Here is an 18,823-nt window from a genome sequence, read left to right on the forward strand (position 1 = left end):
AGGTCAGGGCTTGGATATAATCCGGCCTGCATGGTCTACTATGGCCAAAATATGCGTCACGCCTCTGTACCCATATCATTTCAGACACTTCAGGTCGTTGGCGACCTGCAGTCGGCTGCGGCCATCGGGTTCACGGGCCTGGCGGAGCGTCTGAAGCCGGCGCAGAAGCAGGTTCTGCGGCGGGTCATTTTCGACCAGAAGGGTGTTTTGTCGACAGCGGATGCGGAGGCGATCCACGCTGATCTGCTATTGATTGCGGCGCTGCCCGACAAGGGGCCGGATGCGTTTTTGTCCGCGACGGCGCTGTTGCTGGCGGACAGGCTTCAGGGTGGCGCGGGCCATGACGATCTTTTCTGGAACTGGGATGCCTTCCGAGAGCATTACCGCAAGGGGCCATCGCCGGTCCGGGCTGCGGTGATGAACGGATATCGCTGGGCGCATACCACCCGGCGGGTCAATCTCGAGCAACTGCCCGAGGGGCGCGATCTGCAGACGTATGACGCCGATGATCTGATCCGTGTGCTGAAGGTCGTGGCCTGCGCGATGCCGGACAGCCTGCGTGATCTCGTCTGCAAGGCGGCCCCCGAAGATACGCGCATCGTACACCGCAAGGCGCTCGACAACTGCCTCAACGGCAGCTGCATCCTGTCGGACTATGGCGGCTGGTTTCCGGGCGAGGTCGTCGAACTGGTCTCGCTGGATCCGGAGCATGCCGCCTTTGCGTATTGCACGGCGATGATCCTGCTGGATGCCATTGTCACGCGGGATGCCAAGGGCCGCATGGCGTTTCGCTGGGAAGAACATGCGCCGCGCTATCTTCGCATGAAGTCGAACCTGCGCAATGCGATCATCGCGGGCGTCCGGCATCTTTATGAGTCCTCTGTGGATTGGGCACCCTATTCCGGATGGGCGCCGGACAGGCTGGTTGAAAAAGCCGTTGTGGTCCCGTTTGCCAAGCCCTAACAGAAGGGGCATGGCACAGAACAAAAAAGCCTCGCGGCAGCAGGTCTATACGCTGGTTGTGCAGATCGGCCGGAAGGAGGGCGACGGTCTTCCAGCCAACGCCACAGGTGCGGGCCTCGTCGTGTTTGCAAGCGGGGTGGACGAGGCTGAGGCGGTGCGTGAAACCGTTGCGGTGCTCAAACAGGCGGAGACCGCGCCGCTCGACGTCACGGGCTATGGCACGCTGGCGGACCGGCTGGCCGAAGGACATGAGATCAGCGACGAGGAACGTGACCTGATGCAGCGGGCGCTTGACGAGAACGCTGTGATCATTGCGCAGATGGAGCCCTTCTATGACACGCATCCGGCCACAGACGCGGACTAGCCGATCCGGCGCAGCCCGACCGCGAAACCAGTGTTGTCCTCCGGATTGGCGCTCCGGTGACGACTCGCTCTCATTCTGGAAGGACACCCTGCCATGCCCGTGACAGATCCCGTTGCGCTCACTGCTGATCTTGTGCGTTGCCCGTCCGTGACACCGGCGGATGAGGGCGCTCTCGACATCCTGCATGATCTTCTGGAGACCGCAGGATTTGAGTGCAGCTGGGCGGACCGCGGCGGAATTCGCAATCTCTTTGCGCGGTGGGGCGAGAAAGGGCATGCGCGCACCTTCGGGTTCAATGGTCATACGGATGTGGTGCCCATTGGTGATGAGGCCGCCTGGACCATGCCACCGTTCGGCGCGGAGATCGACGGCGGCATTCTCTACGGTCGCGGTGCAACGGACATGAAGTCAGGCGTGGCCGCCTTTGCCGCAGCAGCGGTGGATTTCGTGACGACGCAACCGCCGGATGGGGCGATCATCCTTGCCATCACAGGGGACGAGGAAGGCGATGCGGTCGACGGGACGACCGCGTTGCTCGACCATATGGACGCCCGCGGCGAGCGGATGGACGTCTGCCTCGTCGGGGAGCCCACCTGCCCGGATCGCATGGGTGAGATGGTGAAAATCGGGCGCCGCGGATCCATGTCCGCTTGGGTCAAGGTGATCGGCAAGCAAGGGCATTCTGCCTATCCCCACAGGGCGCTGAACCCGCTCCCGGCGATGATGCGCCTGATGGACCGGATGGCCAGTCATGAGCTGGATCAGGGAACGGAGTACTTCGACCCCTCAACGCTGGCGGTCGTGACCGTGGACACAGGCAATGCCGCCACGAATGTGATCCCCGCGGAGTGCTCTGCCGCGATCAACCTCCGGTTCAATGACAGCCATAGTGGCGCCTCCTTGAGCGCGTGGATCAGGGAGGAGATATCCCGGATTGAGGCAGAGTTCGGTGTCAGAACCGAGCTGCGGATCAAGATTTCCGGGGAGAGTTTTCTGACGCCACCGGGCCCTCTCTCCGAGCTTGTCAGCAAAGCCGTTGCTGCGGAGACCGGTGTTGTCCCGGTTCTGTCGACGACCGGTGGCACCTCCGATGCGCGGTTCATCAAGGATCATTGCCCGGTTGTCGAATTCGGCCTCGTCGGTCAGTCCATGCACCAGGTGGATGAACATGTGGAGGTTGCCCAGATCGAGCAGCTCAAGGCCGTCTACAGCCGGATCCTGAAAGACTACTTCGCATGATAATTCGTGGCTGGCAGGCGTGGGCGGCGTGACGATGTGCAGAGGGGTGCTGGGTCGACCGTGCCGCGGACGATGAAACGCACCGTGATCGTTATGCTCAAGGAGCCGCACCCCGGGCGGGTGAAGACGCGCCTGGGTCGTGATATCGGCATGGTGCCCGCGGCGTGGTGGTTTCGACATCAGAGCAGGGCGCTGTTGCGCCGTCTGGAGGATCCGAGATGGTCGGTGGTGCTGGCGGTTAGCCCGGATGCCGAGGGCCTGGCCAGCCGTGTCTGGCCCCATCATTTGCCCCGGACCCCGCAGGGTGCCGGTAGCCTGGGAGATCGCATGCGTCGGATGCTGCGCCGCTTCAAGGGCGGAGATATCTGCATCGTGGGTGCGGATATTCCGGGCATCGGGCGGGATCATATCTTTCGCGCGTTCCGCGCCCTGGGGCGCGCGGATGCCGTCGTCGGACCGGCGCCGGATGGCGGCTATTGGCTCATTGGATTGAAAGCGGCGCGGGCCGTCCCGCCTGGGCTTTTTCGCGGCGTCCGCTGGTCCACGGAGCATGCCTTGTGCGATACAGCGGCGACGTTGGGTGATCTGCGCCTTGCCCATGTCGATGAATTGCGGGACGTGGATGGTCTCGACGATTTGCGCATGACGACCCAGCATGTGCGTGCTACCTGAGGGGCATGAGCCGCATCCCCTCAAAGTCCGACATTCTCGACTGGATCAGCGAAAACCCGACGCTGACCGCGAAGCGCGACATTGCCAAGGCGTTCGGGGTGAAAGGGGCCGCGCGTATTGACCTCAAGCGCGTGCTGAAGGAACTCGAAACCGAGGGTCACCTCGAAAAGCGCAAGCGCAGCTATCAGGATCCCGATCGTCTGCCCCCGGTCTCTGTGCTTCAGATCACCGGCCCGGATGCCGATGGCGACCTTTTTGCCAAACCGATGGAATGGCAGGGCGAGGGCGTGGAGCCCGTGATCCTCGTTGTCACGCGGGCCGCTGACCCGGCGCTGGGGTCAGGCGACCGGATCCTGGCGCGGCTGACGCTGATCAAGGGCGAGGAGCATCACTATGAGGCGCGGCTCATTCGCCGCATCGGCACCAACCCGCGCCGTATCCTCGGAGTATTTCGCAAGACCGCGGAGGGGGGGCGTATTGTTCCGGTCGACAAGGGATCGGACAAGGAATGGGTCGTGGCCGAGGGCGCCACGCACGGAGCCAAAGACGGGGAACTGGTCGAGGCTGAGCAGGCTGGGCCGAAGGGGCGCATGGGGCTGCCACGCGCCCGGGTGGTCGAACGACTGGGAGATCCATCCGCGGCAAAGGCTGTCTCGCTCATTGCGATCCACCAGCACGGTATTCCCGACAGCTTCCCCGATGACGTGATTACCGAAGCCGACCGCGCCAAGCCGATTGGCCTGAAGGGGCGCGAGGATTTGCGGCATCTTCCGCTGATCACCATCGACCCATCGGATGCGCGCGATCACGACGATGCCTGTTATGCACACGCTGACGAGGACCCTTCGAACCCGGACGGCCATATCGTCTGGGTCGCGATTGCGGATGTGGCGGCCTATGTGACGGCGGGCTCGGCGCTGGACCGAGAGGCGCGCAAGCGTGGCAATTCCACGTATTTTCCGGATCGTGTGGTTCCGATGCTGCCGGACCGGCTGTCGGGCGATCTCTGTTCCCTGCATGAAGGGGTGCCGCGCGCCTGCATTGCAGTGCGCATGCAGCTGGATGCGGAGGGCACCATGCTCTCACACAGCTTTCATCGCGGATTGATGCGGTCCCCTGCGTCGCTCCACTACGAAGAGGTTCAGCAGGCTGTCGATGGCGCACCGAATGATCGCTGTGGTCCGCTGCTGGAGCCCGTGTTGAAGCCGCTCTATGCGGCCTATGAGGCTCTGGTTGCGGCGCGTGCGCGGCGCCAGCCGCTCGATCTGGATCTGCCCGAACGGCGGATCGAATTGGACGACGCGGGGCAGGTGACGTCGGTCAGCTTCAAGGACCGGCTGGACGCGCACCGATTGATCGAGGAGTTCATGATCCTCGCCAATGTCGCCGCCGCGGAGACGCTGATCGCGAAGCGGGTCCCGCTTCTCTTCCGCGTCCATGAAGAGCCGAGCCCAGAGAAGCTCGACGCCTTGCGTGAGACGGCGCAGGCCAGCGGCTATGCTCTGGCGAAGGGTCAGGTCCTGAAGACCGCCCACCTCAATCGGTTGCTGAACGCGGCAGCGGGATCCGAGGATGCGGAACTGATCAATATGTCCACTTTGCGCGCGATGACCCAGGCCTATTACGCGCCGGACAATCTTGGGCACTTCGGACTGGCACTGTCGCGGTATGCGCATTTCACCTCTCCCATTCGGCGCTATGCCGATCTGGTGGTTCACCGCGCGCTGATCGCGGCCCATGGTTGGGGCAATGACGGGCTCAGACCCGAAGACTATGACGCACTGGAAGCAATCGGGGAGCATATCTCGGATACGGAACGGCGCTCCATGATTGCCGAACGCGATACCACGGACCGCTACATCGCATCCTATCTGAGTGAGCGCGTGGGCGATGAGTTCAGCGGTCGGATCAGCGGCATTGCCCGCTTCGGTGTCTTCGTGAAGCTGGACGACGCCGGAGCCGACGGGCTGGTTCCGATGCGGTCGATTGGGCGCGAATACTTTCACTATGATGCCGAGGCGGGGACGCTGATGGGTGCAGATACAGGGCTCATGATCAGCCTTGGACAGCGGGTGACCGTACGCCTTGCCGAGGCCACGCCGGTTACGGGTGGTATCGCGCTTGAGCTTCTGGCGCTGGAGGGCGATGCCATTCCGCAGGGCCGCCGGTCGCCTGCGGGCAGGCCGCCGCGCCGCGGGCGGATCAAGGCCAAACGTCGGGCTGAGAAGACACGGCGCAAGGTCAAGCGGACGCGGCGCTAGGCCAGCATCTCTTCTACGCGGGAGACATAGCCCATCAACACGGCATTCTCCTTGATCCGATTCGAAAGTGCTGTCTCGCCCGGGCTTGAGATCGCGGCGCCGAGCATAGGCCCGACGGAGGCATCTGCGGCGGTCGGGCGGTCCCCGAAGAGGAACCGGTTCTGCCAGAGGCGCGTCACGATGGCTTCCAGATCAGGCTCCAGCCTCGCCAGCCGCTGCTCGGACGTGAAGCGCCCCAGACCCTGGACATACATCGCCGCCAAGAGGTTTTTGCGTATCCGGCGGGCGACCATCCGGCGCACCAGTTTCGGCACCGAGGCAAAGTAGGTCTCGCGGATTTCGGGCCAGGCCAAGTCGTCTCCCCAACGGTCCAGTACGATATGGAAGTAGAGATGCTCCTCTGCCATCCGGATGAACGCGCGCGAGGTCGACTTGTCCATCTCTGACAGGCCGCTGTCGAATCTGGCGCCCTGCGCTTCGAGATAAGACCGGATCATGTCGCTGTCTGCGATCAGTTGATCCTCGGCGCGGATCACCGGCAGTTTCTGGTGGGGCATCATGCGGGGATCAAGCGTGTTTTCGCGCCTCCAGCGCTGGCCGGAGAGGTTCAGCAGATGCGCGGCCTTGATGCAAAACGGGCTGCCTGAGAACTGGCCAAAAGCGGGCGGGTAGGTGAGCAATGTGATCATGGGACGCTCCTTGTCTGTCGGGTAAGGTTTATACGCAGCTGCTGTCACTTTCTGTCACCACTTGTGGTAGTGTCGCTGTATGAGCCGCACACACCGCCTCTTTCAGATGATGCAGACGCTGCGCCGGTTGCCACCTCCGGTGACGGCGACGCAGCTGGCGGATGAGATGCAAATGTCCCCCCGCACGATCTATCGTGACATTGATGCGCTGCGCAGCATGGGCGCGGTGATCGACGGGGAGGCCGGGTTTGGCTACACGCTGATCGAGGACGCGGCGCTGCCGCCTTTGGGCTTTGAGGACGATGAGCTGGAGGCGCTGGTGCTCGGTTTGCGCGATGTGGCGGTGATCGGCGATCCGGCGCTTGCCAAGGCGGCACGGTCCGCACTTGCGAAGATCAAGGCGCGCGTTCCACCGCGTCAGGCCCATCGTCTGCAGCATGCCGTGCTGGATGCCCACCGCTTTGTCAGCCTGCCGGAAATCGAGATTGATGTGGCGGGGCTGCGGGCAGCGACCTGGGATGAGGTGAGCGTCACATTCGGCTATCGCGACCGCAATGGAGCAGAGACCATCCGGCAGGTTGATCCTCTTGGTCTTGTCTATCTCGACAAGACCAATGTGCTCCTGGCGTGGTGCCATCTGCGCAAGGATTTCAGGACCTTCCGCCTGGACCGCATGCGGAACCTGCAGCGCACGGATCAGAGTTTTCGCCCGCGCCGTGTTCCGATGTTGCGGGAACATCTGGAAATCATCCGCTGTGAGGTGGAACAATTGGCGAATGACCGCATAACCGCTGATTGAATCCTTTGGAAATCGTCCGACTCGCGCTACACTTCGCCCAACAATAAAGAGCAGCAGTAGGGCACATCATGCGGTTGAAATCGGTTTGCGCAGTTGCTTTTGCAACTGCATTGGTGGGGACAAGTGTCGGTGCTTTGGGCAGCACCCAGTCGCTGAGGCCGGTCTTGCGGCCAGCGGAGGCCCCCGCGCCTGTCGTGAGCGACGTGACTGTGGTTGCATCCGCCATCCGGCCCAAGTTGCGCCCGGACCGAGCGGTCGCACCTCTGATCCCTGCGACCCAAATCGCGTCGAACCCAGGGTTCGAGCGGTGGATTCGCGGTTTTGAACAACGGGCCCGGGCGCAAGGCATCCGGGCATCCACCCTTCAGGCCGCCTTTCGGGGGGTGCAATACGATCCGGATGTGATCCGGCGAGACCGGAACCAGTCGGAATTCACCAAGACGATTTGGGAGTATCTCGACAGCGCGGCATCCGATACGCGGGTGCGGAACGGAAAGGACGCGCTGCGGAAACATCGGCGCAAGCTGGAGGCGATCGAGGCGCGCTATGGCGTCGAGAAGGAGGTCGTCGTGGCGGTCTGGGGGCTCGAGAGCGCCTATGGAGAGTACCGTGGCAAGAACGACATCATCCAGTCTCTCGCCACGCTGGCCTATGACGGTCGGCGCGGCGCGTTTTTCGAAGAACAGCTAATCGCCGCGCTGAAAATTCTGCAGAACGGGGATACCAGCCCGCGAAACATGACCGGAAGCTGGGCGGGTGCCATGGGCCACACGCAGTTTATCCCGACGTCATATCTGGCCTACGCGGTTGATTTCACCGGCGACGGGCGGCGGGACATCTGGGCTGACGATCCGTCTGATGCGCTGGCCTCGACGGCCGCTTATCTGAAGCGCTTTGGTTGGGTCAAAGGCCAGCCGTGGGGTGTGGAGGTTCAACTGCCGCGCGGCTTCAACTATGCGCAGGCCAACCGGAAGGTGACGAAAACGCCCGGGCAGTGGGCGCAACTCGGCGTGGTGGACATGCGCGGGCGTGCAGTGCCAAATTATGGCCGCGCGTCGATCCTGCTGCCAGCGGGCGGACAGGGCGCGGCCTTCATGATTTTCAAGAACTTCAGTGTGATCGAGCGCTACAACACGGCGGATGCTTACGTGATTGGTGTCGGCCACCTGAGTGACCGGATCAAGGGTGGCCCTGCGATCCAGGCGAGCTGGCCGCGCGGAGACCGGGCTCTGACCTTTTCGGAGCGCAAGGAGTTGCAGCAGCGTCTGACCCGGGCGGGGTTCAGCACCCAAGGTGTGGACGGTCGGATCGGGCCCAAGACCATCGCCGCGGTCCGTGCCTATCAGCGCAATCAGGGATTGGTGCAGGACGGCTATGCCTCCCTCAGCCTGCTCAAAAGACTGCGCTAGAGCATTGCTGTAAGGCCTTTTTGGGATCCCTGAAATCCCATTGCGGTCAGGCGGGGGACATCCCCCGCAGCCGTTCGGACCGGCGGCGCAGCAGTTCAACGACCGTGAGCAGTGCGATGGAGAGGATCACGAGGATCGTCGCCACCGCCAGGATCGTCGGGCTTATCTGTTCGCGCAAGCCCGTGAACATCTGCCAGGGCAGTGTTTTCTGTCCGGCCGAGCCGACGAAGAGCACGACGACCACTTCATCGAAGCTGGTGATGAAGGCGAAGAGACCGCCCGAGATCACACCGGGAAGGATCAGCGGCATTTGTACCCGGAAGAACGTGGTGACGGGCCCTGCCCCCATATTGGCGGCGGCCCGTGTCAGGGAGTTGTCGAAGCCGACGAGGGTGGCTGTCACCGTGATAATGACGAAGGGAATGCCCAGGGCGGCATGAGCCAGCACGACGCCGATGTAGGTGCCTTGCAGCCCGATGCGGCTGTAGAAGAAGTACATGCCCGCAGCGGAGATGATCAGCGGGACGATCATGGGCGAGATCAGGATCGCCATGATCGCGCGGCGGAAAGGGACGTGTGGCTGGCTCAGCCCGATGGCCGCGAGAGTGCCGAAGCTGACCGACAACAGCGTGGCCATCGGTGCGATCTTCACCGAATTGGCGAGCGCGCCCTGCCAGTCGGAGTTGGTGAAGAAGTCCTCGTAATGCTTGAGCGAGTAGCCGGCCGGATCGAAGCGCAGCATTTCCGGCGTGAAGGTGAAGAAATCCTCAGCGTTAAAGCTCAGCGGCATCACGACGAGGATGGGCGTGATGAGGAAAATCAGGATCGCGCCGCAGATCATGCGGAAGGTGTGATGCCACAGCACCTGCCCTGGCGTGAGATAGGGTGCGACGTAGGCGCGGTATCGCCCTTCGTATAGCCAGAACGTGAACCATCCGAAGAACCAGCCAAAGAAGGCTCCGATCAGAGCCGCAGCGATCCCGCCGATGACAAGACCCGCGAGCGCGCCCATGACGATCAACGCCCAGCGGCTGGGTCGTTCCGCCTGTACAACTTGCGTCGTGAGGTAGGCTGCTGCTGCCATCAGGATCGCGCCCCCGATGACGCCCAGCAGGGAACTGCCCTGTGCGGTGCCCACAAGCAGACCGGCAAAGGCTCCGGCCAGCGCGACGACCGGAACGTAGAAGGACACCGGCGTCCGGGAAACGGGGGTCAATGCGGACATGGATCAGCCTCCGAGCTTCACGTTGTCGATGCCCACGATCTTGTCGTAGGCCCAATAGAGCGCGAGGACGAGCGCCAGGAGTATCGCGCCAAGGGCCGCTGCGAGCCCCCAGTTCAGCGAACTGGAGATGTGATAGGCGATCCGGTTGGAAATGAACGTGCCGGTGGTGCCGCCGACGAGTTCGGGGGTGATGTAGTAGCCAATCGCGAGGATGAAGACGAGGATCGAGCCTGCGCCGATGCCGGGCACGGACTGCGGGAAATAGACCCGCCAGAAGGCTGTCCAGTTGGTGGCGCCCAGAGATTTCGCGGCGCGCAGATAGCTGGGCGGAATGGTCTTCATCACCGAATAGAGCGGCAGGATCATGAAGGGCAGAAGGATATGTGTCATGGCGATGATCGTGCCGGTCTGGTTGTTGATCAGCGCAAGGCGGCTGTCATCGGCCACGAGGCCCAGCCAGACCAGCGTGTCATTCACGACGCCCTGTTGTTGCAGCATCACCTTCCACGCCGAGGTGCGCACCAGGAGTGACGTCCAGAAAGGTAGCAGAACCAGGATCATCAGCAGGTTGGCCGTCCGCGCCGGCAGGTTCGCCAGAAGCCAGGCCACCGGGTAGCCCAGAAGGATACAGCTGCCGGTGATGACCAGCGACATGAAGAGGGTGCGGATGAAGAGCTTGATATAGATCTGCTCATCCTCGGGGCGGATCACCGGCCCGTCGGGCGATTTCTTCATGTCCACGGAATTGAGAAAATAGCCCGAGGTGAAGTCGGGGCTGTAGGTCTGGATTGTCTGCCAGACCGGAATGCTGTGCCAGTCCTCGTCGACCTCTTCGAAGGCGGCGGGATAGTCAACGGTTTCAAAGGATCTGACGGCGGCCATGGCTTCAAGAAGTTCGGCAGAGCCCGGACCGGCGTATCCGGAGATGTCCGGTTCCACGATCAGATCGTCGTAGAGCGCGGAGTAAACCAGTGCCCAAGGGTCTTCATTTGCCAGATTGTCTTCGTCGTCGTTCTGGACGAAATCGGCAAAGATCTCGAAGGTGGCGGCGGTTTGAGGCAGCAGGCCCTCGATCTCCTCGCGGAGCTCGAACTGGGGTTGGCGGCTGTCGGATGTCTCGTCCCAGGCGGCTTGCTCGGCCAGCCAGGCGTCACTGCCCATCAGAGCGTTCCAGGTTTCGCTGTCCTTCCAGAAGTCGTTCAGGTCTTCGAACTGATCCTGATACACCTCGCCCATATCTTCGACCCGGCGACCGGATTTGCGGAAAAGAGAGGAGATCCCGGTGAGCTCATAGTTTAGCCGCGACCCCAGCCGCGTGTGCAATTTGCGTTCCTGGGCGATGAACATGTCGGTGTAGAGCGCCTTGAAGACCTCCGGCGAGGGGATCTCACCCGTGTCCCCGTCCCAATCGGCGAGAGCCTCGGTCGTTCGGGGCAAGGTATCCGAAACGATCTGGTTCTCGACCGAGCGAAAGAGCATATCGGCAATCGGCGCGATGAAGGTGATGAGCACGAAGATCAGCAAGGGCGCGATCAGTGCGAGCGCGCGCAGTTTCTGACGGCGCAAGGCGCGGTTCAGGCTGGACTTCAGAGGCTTGCCATCGGCGGCCAGCATCTGCCCATTGTCTTGCGCGGCATCCGTCATCACTCGATCCCTTCGACCACGAGGATAGTTCCATCCGAGCAGGCCTGACGGATCTTCAGATTTTCCTGATAGTCTGGGTCATTGTAGAAAGCGAGCGCGTCCGCGTAGGAGGGAAACTCGATGATGACATGTCGCGAGCGGCTCTCTCCTTCGAGGATCTCGGAGGGTCCACCGCGTGCGAGGAAGCGGCCGCCATAACGTGGCACAAGCTCATCATTGCGCGCGCTATAGGGTCTATAGCCCTCCGCGTCGTGCAGCTCGACGTTGCCGATGATGTATCCCTTGGGCATGGTCGCGTCCTTTTCCGTGTGTCGGAAGGGGCCAGTGCGGCCCCTCCCAGTGGTGTGTGGTAAATGGCGCTTACTGCGTCAGCCAAGCCTGGAATTTCGAATCCAGATCATCGCGGTAGTCGGCCCACCAAGTGTAGTTATTTACAAAGGTGTTTTCGGCGTTGCTGGGCTCGGTCGGCATATGCGGTGCCATGTCGATGCCCAACTCCGCGTGCGTGCTGACCAGCGGTGCAGAGGATGCGCGCGCAGGGCCATAGGAGATGTATTTCGCCTGATCCGCCAGACGCTGCGTATCGGTCGCGAAATAGAGGTAGTCCATCACCCGCGCGAGGCGGTCTTCCGGCAGGTCGGCAGGAACCACCCAACCGTCGAGATCGAACATCTGCCAGTCCCAGGCCATGCCGATGGGCTGGCCCTGCTCCTCGATGGCCGAGAACAGCCGGCCATTGTAGGTGGAGCTCATGAAGACCTCACCATCGGCCAGAAGCTGGATGGCTTCGGCGGCCGAAGACCAGAAGATCGTCTGATCCTTGATGGTGTCGAGCTTGGCAAAGGCGCGGTCCTGGCCCTCTTCCGTTTCCAGCACGTCATAGACATCCTCATAGGCGACGCCGTCGCAGAGCAGCGCCCATTCGAGGTTGGCGATCGGCTGCTTGTTGAGCCCGCGCTTGCCCGGATAGGTCTCCAGATCGAAGACGTCACAGGCCCCTTTCGGAGGCTCCACCCCGTCTGCTACCTGATCGGTGCGGTAGCCGAAGGTGGTCGAAAAAACGATCTGCGGGATAAAGCAGTCCGACACGATCATATCGCCGAAGTCTTCGGAGGCCGGTGTGCCATCTGGCGCAGGAGCGAGAACTTCATCGTGATCGATTTCCATGGCCAGACCTTCATCGCAGACGCGGATCGCATCGGCGGCTTCCAGATCGACCAGGTCCCAGGTGATATTCCCGGCCTCGGCCTGTGCGCGCATCTTGGCGACACCTTCAGGCGAGCTTTCGTCGTTGATGATATTGATGCCCGTCTTCTCCATGTAGGGATCGTGATAGGCTTTTTGCTGTGAGTTGGAGTAGGCGCCGCCCCAGCTGACAATCGTCATCTCGGACGCCATATGGCCGTCTGCAAAGGCCATGCCACTGGCAACTGTCAGGGCCGTCGAGGCCAGAAGCGTCTTGGTCAGTTTCATGTGTAGTCTCCCAGTTATGTGCCCGTTGGCTTGGTGTCAGGCGGGTGGCAACGGGCTTGGCCACCGCCTCTGTCGGGTCGCGCCCAGTGCATGGGCGTGACGGGTCGCGCGGTGCGCCATCAGGCGTCCAGTGCGCGGCAATCTTGGGGCAGCCAACCGATCTCGATCTGCTGTCCGGGGGCGAGACGCTCCACATCCGGCGCGTTGCGTGTCTTGATCACGAAGTCATCTGTCCCCGCGACACGCAGCCGCGTGCGGAAGATGTCCCCCATGTAAATGAATTCGAGCACCTCGGCCTTGAGAGTGTGGGCGTCCTCGCTGAGGCGGCTCTTGTTGTATTCAACCCGCTCGGGCCGGATCGAGACGCGGGTGCGGTCCCCGGCGGAGGCCACATTCACGGGTTTCGCGTCGATCACCTCGCCCCCGTCAAGCTGGATCAGGGCAGTCTCTCCCTTGATCTCCTTGACCACCCCTTCGAGCGTGTTGTTTTCACCGATGAACTGCGCCACGAAACTGTTTTCGGGCGCCTCGTACAGTTGATCGGGCGGTGCAAGCTGCTGGATGCGGCCATCATCAAAGACCGCCACACGGTCGGACATGGTCAGCGCTTCGGTCTGGTCGTGCGTGACGTAGACCACGGTAATCCCGAGATCATGCGCAAGGTTGGTGATTTCGAACTGCAGGGTTTCGCGTAGTTGCTTGTCGAGCGCGCCCAGCGGTTCGTCCATCAGGACCAACTCCGGTTCGAAGACCAGCGCGCGGGCAAGGGCAATCCGCTGTTGCTGACCCCCCGACAGTTGCGATGGTCGGCGTCCGGCGAAGTGTCCCATCTGCACCATATCCAGCGCCCGCTTGATCTTGGCTTCGCGGTCGGATTTTCCCATCTTGCGCACTTCCAGCGGGAACGAGAGATTCTCCGCGACCGTCATGTGCGGAAACAGCGCATAGTTCTGGAACACCATCCCAATGCCGCGCTTGTGTGGCGGGATATTGTTGATCGATTGGCCGTCGAGGCGGATGTCACCATGCGTGGCGGTCTCAAAGCCTGCAAGCATCATCAGGCAGGTGGTCTTGCCCGACCCCGATGGCCCCAACATGGTGAGAAATTCGCCCTTCGGCATGGCAAGGTTTAGGTCTTTGACGACAAGTGTTTCGCCATCATAGCTTTTTTGTACACGCTCGAACTCGACGAACGCATCGGCAGTGGTTGTATCGGCCAAAGGTGGCTCCCCGTCTGTGCCGGCGGTTTTCCGCGCTGATTGCCGCAAATCTAACACGAAGAAACTGACAAGGTGCAAGCGCTTAACGCGTTTTGAAGGGCCCTGTTGGCCATTCAAGGCGATTTTGCCGACCTTCGACCAGAGTATGAGCTGATGTGCTGCGGATCCGGCGTGTCGCAGCAGAATTTCCGGCCAGCCTCGGAGAGGCCACTCCAGCGATGACACGCTGCTGGCTCAAGACGCGGGCTTCAGTAAGTCCTGCTCTTTCAACTGCGCATAGGTTTCGTTAAGCGCCATGCGCGCGCGCGCCACGAGAATGTCGATTTCCTCCGGCGTGATGACCAACGGAGGTGATACGATCATTCGGTCCCCGACGTGGCGCATCACCAGATTGTTCGCAAAACAGCGCTCGCGGCACATGTAGCCTACCGTTCCGTCTTCCACTGCGAACTTGGCCCGGCTTTCCTTGTGCGGCGTCAAAGGCAGCGAGGCCATCATTCCCTTGATGGACAGTCCGCCGACCAGCGGATGTTCGGCAAGCTCTTCGAGCCCTGCCTTGAGAGCGGGCGCGGCGACGTTTCGGACGTGTTCAAGAATATTTTCCTCCTGCAGAATCCGCAGATTCTCCATCGCAACCGCAGCGGCCACAGGGTGGCCGGAGTAGGTATAGCCGTGGTTGAATTCGGTTGCGCCAATCACCTCGGCGATCTCCTCGCGGACAATCGACCCACCGATCGGCTGATACCCCGAGCTCAGTCCTTTTGCGATGGTCATGATATCGGGGCGGATGCCGAGTGTCTGGCTTCCGAACCAATTCCCCGTGCGGCCAAAACCGCAGATGACCTCATCGGCGATCAACAGAATATCATAGGCATCGCAGATCCGCTGAATTTCGCGCCAGTAGCTGTCGGGCGGGACAACGACCCCACCTGCCCCCTGGACCGGTTCGGCGATGAAGGCCGCGACATTGTCTTCGCCGAGTTCCAGGATCTTGTGCTCAAGTTCTTGCGCGCGGGCCAGCCCGAATTCATCGGGGCTCATGTCTCCGCCTTCGGCCCACCAATCGGGCTGATTGATGTGATGAATGCCCGGGATCGGCATCCCACCCTGAGCGTGCATATAGCTCATTCCGCCGAGAGACCCCGACCCGACCGATGAGCCGTGATAGGCGTTCCTGCGGCTGATGATATGCGTTTTCCCGGGCTGGCCTTTCTCGGCCCAATACGTCCGCACCATGCGAATATTGGTGTCGTTTGCTTCTGAACCTGAGCCGGCAAAAAACACATGGTTCAGACCGTCCGGCGCGAGCTTGGCGATTTCTTGCGCCAGCGCGATGGCGGGTACATGCGTGGTCATGAAGAAGGTGTTGTAGTAGGGCAATTCCATCATCTGTCGGGCTGCGACGTCCGCCATCTCGGCACGTCCATAGCCGATGTTGACGCACCACAGCCCCGCCATACCGTCAAGGATCTGATTGCCCTCACTGTCCGTGAGATAGACACCCTTGGCGCGTGTGATGACACGCGCACCCTTGTCCGCCAGATCATCATTTGTCGTAAAAGGATGCATGTGATGCGCCGCATCGAGCGCCTGCAGCTCGGACGTGGGCATATGGTTGGTAATCGCCGGCATTCAGGACCTGTCGGTTGGAAAAAGCGGGGAGTGTCCCACACCCTGGAAGAATATGATCAAATTATTCGGTGTCAATCGAATCGCTCGTCGCCTGCTGCGTCTTCCAGCGATGCTCGGATTTGCAGCATGCCTTGATGCGCGTCTTCAGCCATGGCTCTGGCTGCTGCATCCGCATCGCCCGCAGCAAAGGCCATCATGAGGTCTGCGTGTTTGTCGGGCAGGTTGAGCGTTCCGTAGCGCCCGCAGACCACCCGAAGGGACGGAGCGAACCGCAGCCAGAGGCGATCCACCGTGGCGCTGAGGATGGGCGCCTGCGCAATCTGGTAGAGGGTGGCGTGGAAGCGATAGTTGTGAGTGAGATAGCCCGCGATGTCGCCACGTTCGATGGCAACGTTCAATGCGTCGTCGCAGCCTTTCAGCGCGGAAAGACCATTAGCGTCAATACGGGATGCAGCCCGACGCGCCAGTTGAGGCTCCAAGGATTGACGCATGAAATCAAGTTGTTCGATGCAGTCTTCCGTCAGTTCTGGAACGATGACGCGGCGATTTCCCAGCATGCTGAGCGCTCCATCCGAGATCAGCCGGCGAATGGCTTCGCGCACCGGAGTCATACCCGCGCCCAAACTGTCCACCAGCCCTTGAATGGTGACGGCCTGCCCGGGCGCAAGATCCCCGAACAGAATGCGCATCCTGAGTTGTTCATACACATGCTGGTGGGCGGGGCGGTCGGCGCGGGGCTTTTCGGCGGAGGCTGCCGGTTTTCTGAGCAATTGCATGAGTGGTCCTCCGTCGTTGGCCGGGGCCGCGCCCCCAGTCTCTTGCGCGGCCTGTCATGGCGTGAAAGCATAAAGCATCTTGCCGCGAGGGACAAAACTTGATCAAAATTGACGAAACCGGGACAAACCCGGTCTATATCAACGGGAGTATGATATGAAAAAGCTCATGCTGAGCTGCGCCGCAATGGCGCTGTGCACAATGTCTGCGGTTGCGGATGAAGTGCGCGTTTACAACTGGTCCGACTACATTGATGAGGCGTTGCTGGAGAAGTTTGAAGCCGAGACCGGTATCGACTTGGTCTATGACGTGTTCGACAGCAACGAAGTTCTGGAAACCAAGATGCTGGCAGGCGGATCGGGATATGACGTCGTTGTGCCGACCGGCACGTTCCTCCAACGCCAGATTTCTGCGGGGGCCTTCCAGAAGCTCGACAAGTCGCAGCTTCCCAATCTGGAAAACATGTGGGCAACGATTGAAGAGCGGACGGCCCAATACGACCCCGGCAATGAGTATTCGATCAACTACATGTGGGGGACCACCGGCATCGGTGCGAATGTCGGAAAGGTTCAGGAATTGCTTGGTGCGGATGCCCCACTTGGATCGCTGAACTTGATCTTTGACCCGGCGAGCATGGAGAAGCTTTCCGAATGTGGTGTGCATTTCCTCGACGCCCCGACGGAGATGATTCCGGCCGCGCTCAAATACATCGGCGAGGACCCGGACAGTCATGACCCGGAGGTGATCGCCAAGGCGGAAGAGGTCTTCATGGGCGTGCGCCCTTACGTGCAGAAATTCCACAGTTCGGAATATATCAACGCGCTGGCCAATGGAGACATATGCGTGGCCTTTGGATGGTCCGGTGACATCCTTCAAGCCCGTGATCGTGCGGCAGAGGCGGACAATGGGGTCGAGATTGTCTACAACGCGCCGTCCGAAGGGGCGCTGATGTGGTTCGACCAGATGGCGATCCCGGCGGATGCGCCGAACCCGGAAGCGGCCCATGCGTTCCTGAATTTCATCATGGATGCCGAGAACATGGCGGCAGCATCGAACTATGTTTATTACGCCAACGGCAACGAGGCCTCCAAGCCGTTCCTCGAAGAGGATGTGATCGGTGACACCGCGATCTATCCGGATGAGGCGACGTTGCAGAACCTCTATACCGTCACACCCTACCCGGCGAAGGTGCAGCGCGTGGTCACGCGCCTCTGGACCAAGATCAAGTCCGGCACCTGAGAGATGAACACGGCGGGCGGGGCAGGATGCTCCGCCCGTCTCGCATGAGTTCGCGCTCAGGCACACGAAGGACATGACGTGACGCAGACCGTCTTCGCCCCCTGGGACGACCCGAATGAAAAACCGCTGATCCGATTTCGCGGTGTCACGAAGCGGTTTGGTGAGTTCACGGCCATAGATGACCTGACATTGGATATTTTCGAGCGCGAGTTCTTCGCGCTTCTTGGGCCCTCCGGCTGTGGCAAGACGACAATGATGCGGATGCTGGCCGGGTTCGAAACACCGACATCCGGGACGATTGAACTCTCCGGGCAGGACATCGCTGCGGTCCCCCCCAATAAGCGCGCCGTGAACATGATGTTTCAGTCCTACGCACTGTTCCCACATTTGAGCGTTTACGAGAACATCGCCTTCGGGCTGCGGCGGGACAAGCTGCCGAAGGCAGAGATTGATGCGCGGGTTTTGGAGATGCTGAAACTCACGCGATTGGAGAAGTTCGCCCGCCGCAAGCCGCATCAGATCTCCGGCGGCCAGCGTCAACGTGTCGCCCTGGCGCGGAGCCTCGCGAAGGCGCCCAAGCTTCTCCTACTTGATGAGCCGCTCGGCGCATTGGACGCCAAGCTGCGGCAGGCGACGCAATTCGAACTGATGGATATTCAGGAGAAGACCGGCACCACCTTTGTGATCGTGACCCATGATCAGGAAGAAGCGATGACCGTCGCAAGCCGCGTGGCGGTCATGGATGAAGGTCGGGTCATGCAGGTGGCGACGCCCGAGAAAATCTATGAGGCGCCCAACAGCGTCTATGTCGCCGATTTCATCGGCGATGTGAACATCATATCCGGCAAGGCGCGACCGGCCGAGACAGGAACGTTCCAGCTACACTGGGCGGATGCGCATGCGCCCTTTGTTGCAGCCTCCGATCACGCTTTTTCGGATGGCCAGGCCTGTCATCTGGCCATTCGGCCCGAGAAGGTCGCAATCAGTTCCGAACGGCCGGCAGAGGCGGAGAATGCCGTCCAAGGCAAAGTGCTCGACATTGCCTATCTGGGCAATCTGAGCACCTATCACGTGGAGCTGTCGACGGGGCTCATCCTGAAGGCGCAGACGGCGAACACCCGTCGCATATCTCGTCGGAGTTTCACCTGGGAAGATCCCGTCTGGGTTTCCTGGACGGCCACGGCTGGTGTCTTGCTGGGCCAGTGAGCCGACACACACAT

The 18,823-nt window shown here is 61.3% G+C and carries 17 protein-coding genes; 9 read left to right on the top strand and 8 right to left on the bottom strand.

Translation table 11 applies throughout. The features are described from left to right. Positions 1–51 precede the first annotated feature (51 nt). From Q1A71_RS05490 to rnr, 5 genes are all read left to right on the top strand, one after another. Positions 52–963: a hypothetical protein gene (locus tag Q1A71_RS05490; RefSeq protein ID WP_299672712.1), complete on the top strand. Its 912-nt coding sequence runs from the start codon at positions 52–54 to the stop codon at positions 961–963. 10 nt (positions 964–973) lie between these two features. Beyond that, positions 974–1,327: a hypothetical protein gene (locus Q1A71_RS05495; RefSeq protein ID WP_299672715.1), complete on the top strand. Its 354-nt coding sequence runs from the start codon at positions 974–976 to the stop codon at positions 1,325–1,327. Between the two features lie 93 nt (positions 1,328–1,420). Beyond that, positions 1,421–2,566 (top strand): succinyl-diaminopimelate desuccinylase, encoded by a 1,146-nt coding sequence (gene dapE, locus Q1A71_RS05500; RefSeq protein WP_299672718.1) that lies wholly within the window; start codon positions 1,421–1,423, stop codon positions 2,564–2,566. A 72-nt stretch (positions 2,567–2,638) separates the two neighbouring features. Then, positions 2,639–3,238 carry a TIGR04282 family arsenosugar biosynthesis glycosyltransferase gene (locus Q1A71_RS05505; protein WP_299673196.1) on the top strand — a complete coding sequence of 200 codons (600 nt, stop codon included), beginning with the start codon at positions 2,639–2,641 and terminating at the stop codon, positions 3,236–3,238. A 5-nt stretch (positions 3,239–3,243) separates the two neighbouring features. Next, a complete protein-coding gene (gene rnr / locus Q1A71_RS05510) occupies positions 3,244–5,499 on the top strand; it encodes a ribonuclease R (RefSeq protein ID WP_299672721.1) in 2,256 nt (751 codons plus the stop codon). Here the strand turns inward: rnr and Q1A71_RS05515 are convergent. Then, positions 5,496–6,188, bottom strand: a complete 693-nt coding sequence (locus tag Q1A71_RS05515) for a glutathione S-transferase family protein (RefSeq protein ID WP_299672724.1) — start codon at positions 6,186–6,188, stop codon at positions 5,496–5,498. The two genes, rnr and Q1A71_RS05515, sit on opposite strands and share 4 nt — an antisense overlap. A gap of 79 nt (positions 6,189–6,267) precedes the next feature. On the opposite strand from Q1A71_RS05515, the gene Q1A71_RS05520 reads away from it, so the two are divergent. Together Q1A71_RS05520 and Q1A71_RS05525 are read left to right on the top strand one after the other, a co-directional pair. Next, on the top strand, positions 6,268–6,987 hold the full coding sequence (locus tag Q1A71_RS05520) for a YafY family protein (protein ID WP_299672727.1): 720 nt from the start codon (positions 6,268–6,270) through the stop codon (positions 6,985–6,987). A 68-nt stretch (positions 6,988–7,055) separates the two neighbouring features. After that, entirely contained in the window at positions 7,056–8,396 is a 1,341-nt protein-coding gene (locus Q1A71_RS05525) for a lytic murein transglycosylase (protein WP_299672730.1), read from the top strand. A 46-nt stretch (positions 8,397–8,442) separates the two neighbouring features. On the opposite strand, the gene Q1A71_RS05530 is transcribed toward Q1A71_RS05525, so the two are convergent. The 7 genes from Q1A71_RS05530 to Q1A71_RS05560 all read right to left on the bottom strand — a co-directional run bounded on the left by Q1A71_RS05530 (position 8,443) and on the right by Q1A71_RS05560 (position 16,366). Beyond that, the gene (locus Q1A71_RS05530) at positions 8,443–9,621 is read right to left on the bottom strand and encodes an ABC transporter permease (RefSeq protein WP_299672733.1); all 1,179 of its coding nucleotides are present in this window, start codon (positions 9,619–9,621) and stop codon (positions 8,443–8,445) included. Positions 9,622–9,624: 3 nt separating this feature from the next. Further along, positions 9,625–11,265: an ABC transporter permease gene (locus tag Q1A71_RS05535; RefSeq protein WP_299672736.1), complete on the bottom strand. Its 1,641-nt coding sequence runs from the start codon at positions 11,263–11,265 to the stop codon at positions 9,625–9,627. Continuing rightward, entirely contained in the window at positions 11,265–11,555 is a 291-nt protein-coding gene (locus Q1A71_RS05540; RefSeq protein ID WP_299672739.1) for a DUF1330 domain-containing protein, read from the bottom strand. The genes Q1A71_RS05535 and Q1A71_RS05540 overlap by 1 nt, the downstream gene beginning before the upstream one ends. A 70-nt stretch (positions 11,556–11,625) precedes the next feature. Further along, complete coding sequence (locus Q1A71_RS05545) at positions 11,626–12,738, bottom strand: extracellular solute-binding protein (RefSeq protein WP_299672742.1); 1,113 nt, start codon at positions 12,736–12,738, stop codon at positions 11,626–11,628. 119 nt (positions 12,739–12,857) lie between these two features. Next, on the bottom strand, positions 12,858–13,958 hold the full coding sequence (locus Q1A71_RS05550; RefSeq protein WP_299672744.1) for an ABC transporter ATP-binding protein: 1,101 nt from the start codon (positions 13,956–13,958) through the stop codon (positions 12,858–12,860). A 234-nt stretch (positions 13,959–14,192) separates the two neighbouring features. Next, positions 14,193–15,590: an aspartate aminotransferase family protein gene (locus tag Q1A71_RS05555; RefSeq protein ID WP_299672747.1), complete on the bottom strand. Its 1,398-nt coding sequence runs from the start codon at positions 15,588–15,590 to the stop codon at positions 14,193–14,195. Positions 15,591–15,661: 71 nt separating this feature from the next. Next, positions 15,662–16,366 carry a GntR family transcriptional regulator gene (locus Q1A71_RS05560; protein WP_299672750.1) on the bottom strand — a complete coding sequence of 235 codons (705 nt, stop codon included), beginning with the start codon at positions 16,364–16,366 and terminating at the stop codon, positions 15,662–15,664. Between the two features lie 154 nt (positions 16,367–16,520). Here Q1A71_RS05560 and Q1A71_RS05565 point away from each other — a divergent pair, with 154 nt between their 5' ends. Together Q1A71_RS05565 and Q1A71_RS05570 are read left to right on the top strand one after the other, a co-directional pair. After that, positions 16,521–17,603, top strand: a complete 1,083-nt coding sequence (locus tag Q1A71_RS05565) for a polyamine ABC transporter substrate-binding protein (protein ID WP_299672753.1) — start codon at positions 16,521–16,523, stop codon at positions 17,601–17,603. Between the two features lie 78 nt (positions 17,604–17,681). After that, positions 17,682–18,809 (top strand): ABC transporter ATP-binding protein, encoded by a 1,128-nt coding sequence (locus tag Q1A71_RS05570; RefSeq protein WP_299672756.1) that lies wholly within the window; start codon positions 17,682–17,684, stop codon positions 18,807–18,809. The last annotated feature ends 14 nt before the right edge of the window (positions 18,810–18,823 follow it).

It is taken from the genome of uncultured Roseobacter sp. (assembly GCF_947493125.1).
In the GTDB taxonomy this organism is placed as follows: domain Bacteria; phylum Pseudomonadota; class Alphaproteobacteria; order Rhodobacterales; family Rhodobacteraceae; genus Roseobacter.

Bases quoted from the DNA above. Each gene is read 5' to 3' on its own strand.
- Q1A71_RS05560 (WP_299672750.1), bottom strand. From the start codon at position 16,366: ATGCAATTGCTCAGAAAACCGGCAGCCTCCGCCGAAAAGCCCCGCGCC.
- rnr (WP_299672721.1), top strand. From the start codon at position 3,244: ATGAGCCGCATCCCCTCAAAGTCCGACATTCTCGACTGGATCAGCGAA.
- Q1A71_RS05545 (WP_299672742.1), bottom strand. From the start codon at position 12,738: ATGAAACTGACCAAGACGCTTCTGGCCTCGACGGCCCTGACAGTTGCC.
- Q1A71_RS05495 (WP_299672715.1), top strand. From the start codon at position 974: ATGGCACAGAACAAAAAAGCCTCGCGGCAGCAGGTCTATACGCTGGTT.
- Q1A71_RS05525 (WP_299672730.1), top strand. From the start codon at position 7,056: ATGCGGTTGAAATCGGTTTGCGCAGTTGCTTTTGCAACTGCATTGGTG.
- Q1A71_RS05520 (WP_299672727.1), top strand. From the start codon at position 6,268: ATGAGCCGCACACACCGCCTCTTTCAGATGATGCAGACGCTGCGCCGG.
- Q1A71_RS05565 (WP_299672753.1), top strand. From the start codon at position 16,521: ATGAAAAAGCTCATGCTGAGCTGCGCCGCAATGGCGCTGTGCACAATG.
- Q1A71_RS05505 (WP_299673196.1), top strand. From the start codon at position 2,639: ATGAAACGCACCGTGATCGTTATGCTCAAGGAGCCGCACCCCGGGCGG.
- Q1A71_RS05530 (WP_299672733.1), bottom strand. From the start codon at position 9,621: ATGTCCGCATTGACCCCCGTTTCCCGGACGCCGGTGTCCTTCTACGTT.
- Q1A71_RS05540 (WP_299672739.1), bottom strand. From the start codon at position 11,555: ATGCCCAAGGGATACATCATCGGCAACGTCGAGCTGCACGACGCGGAG.
- dapE (WP_299672718.1), top strand. From the start codon at position 1,421: ATGCCCGTGACAGATCCCGTTGCGCTCACTGCTGATCTTGTGCGTTGC.
- Q1A71_RS05515 (WP_299672724.1), bottom strand. From the start codon at position 6,188: ATGATCACATTGCTCACCTACCCGCCCGCTTTTGGCCAGTTCTCAGGC.
- Q1A71_RS05535 (WP_299672736.1), bottom strand. From the start codon at position 11,265: ATGACGGATGCCGCGCAAGACAATGGGCAGATGCTGGCCGCCGATGGC.
- Q1A71_RS05490 (WP_299672712.1), top strand. From the start codon at position 52: ATGCGTCACGCCTCTGTACCCATATCATTTCAGACACTTCAGGTCGTT.
- Q1A71_RS05555 (WP_299672747.1), bottom strand. From the start codon at position 15,590: ATGCCGGCGATTACCAACCATATGCCCACGTCCGAGCTGCAGGCGCTC.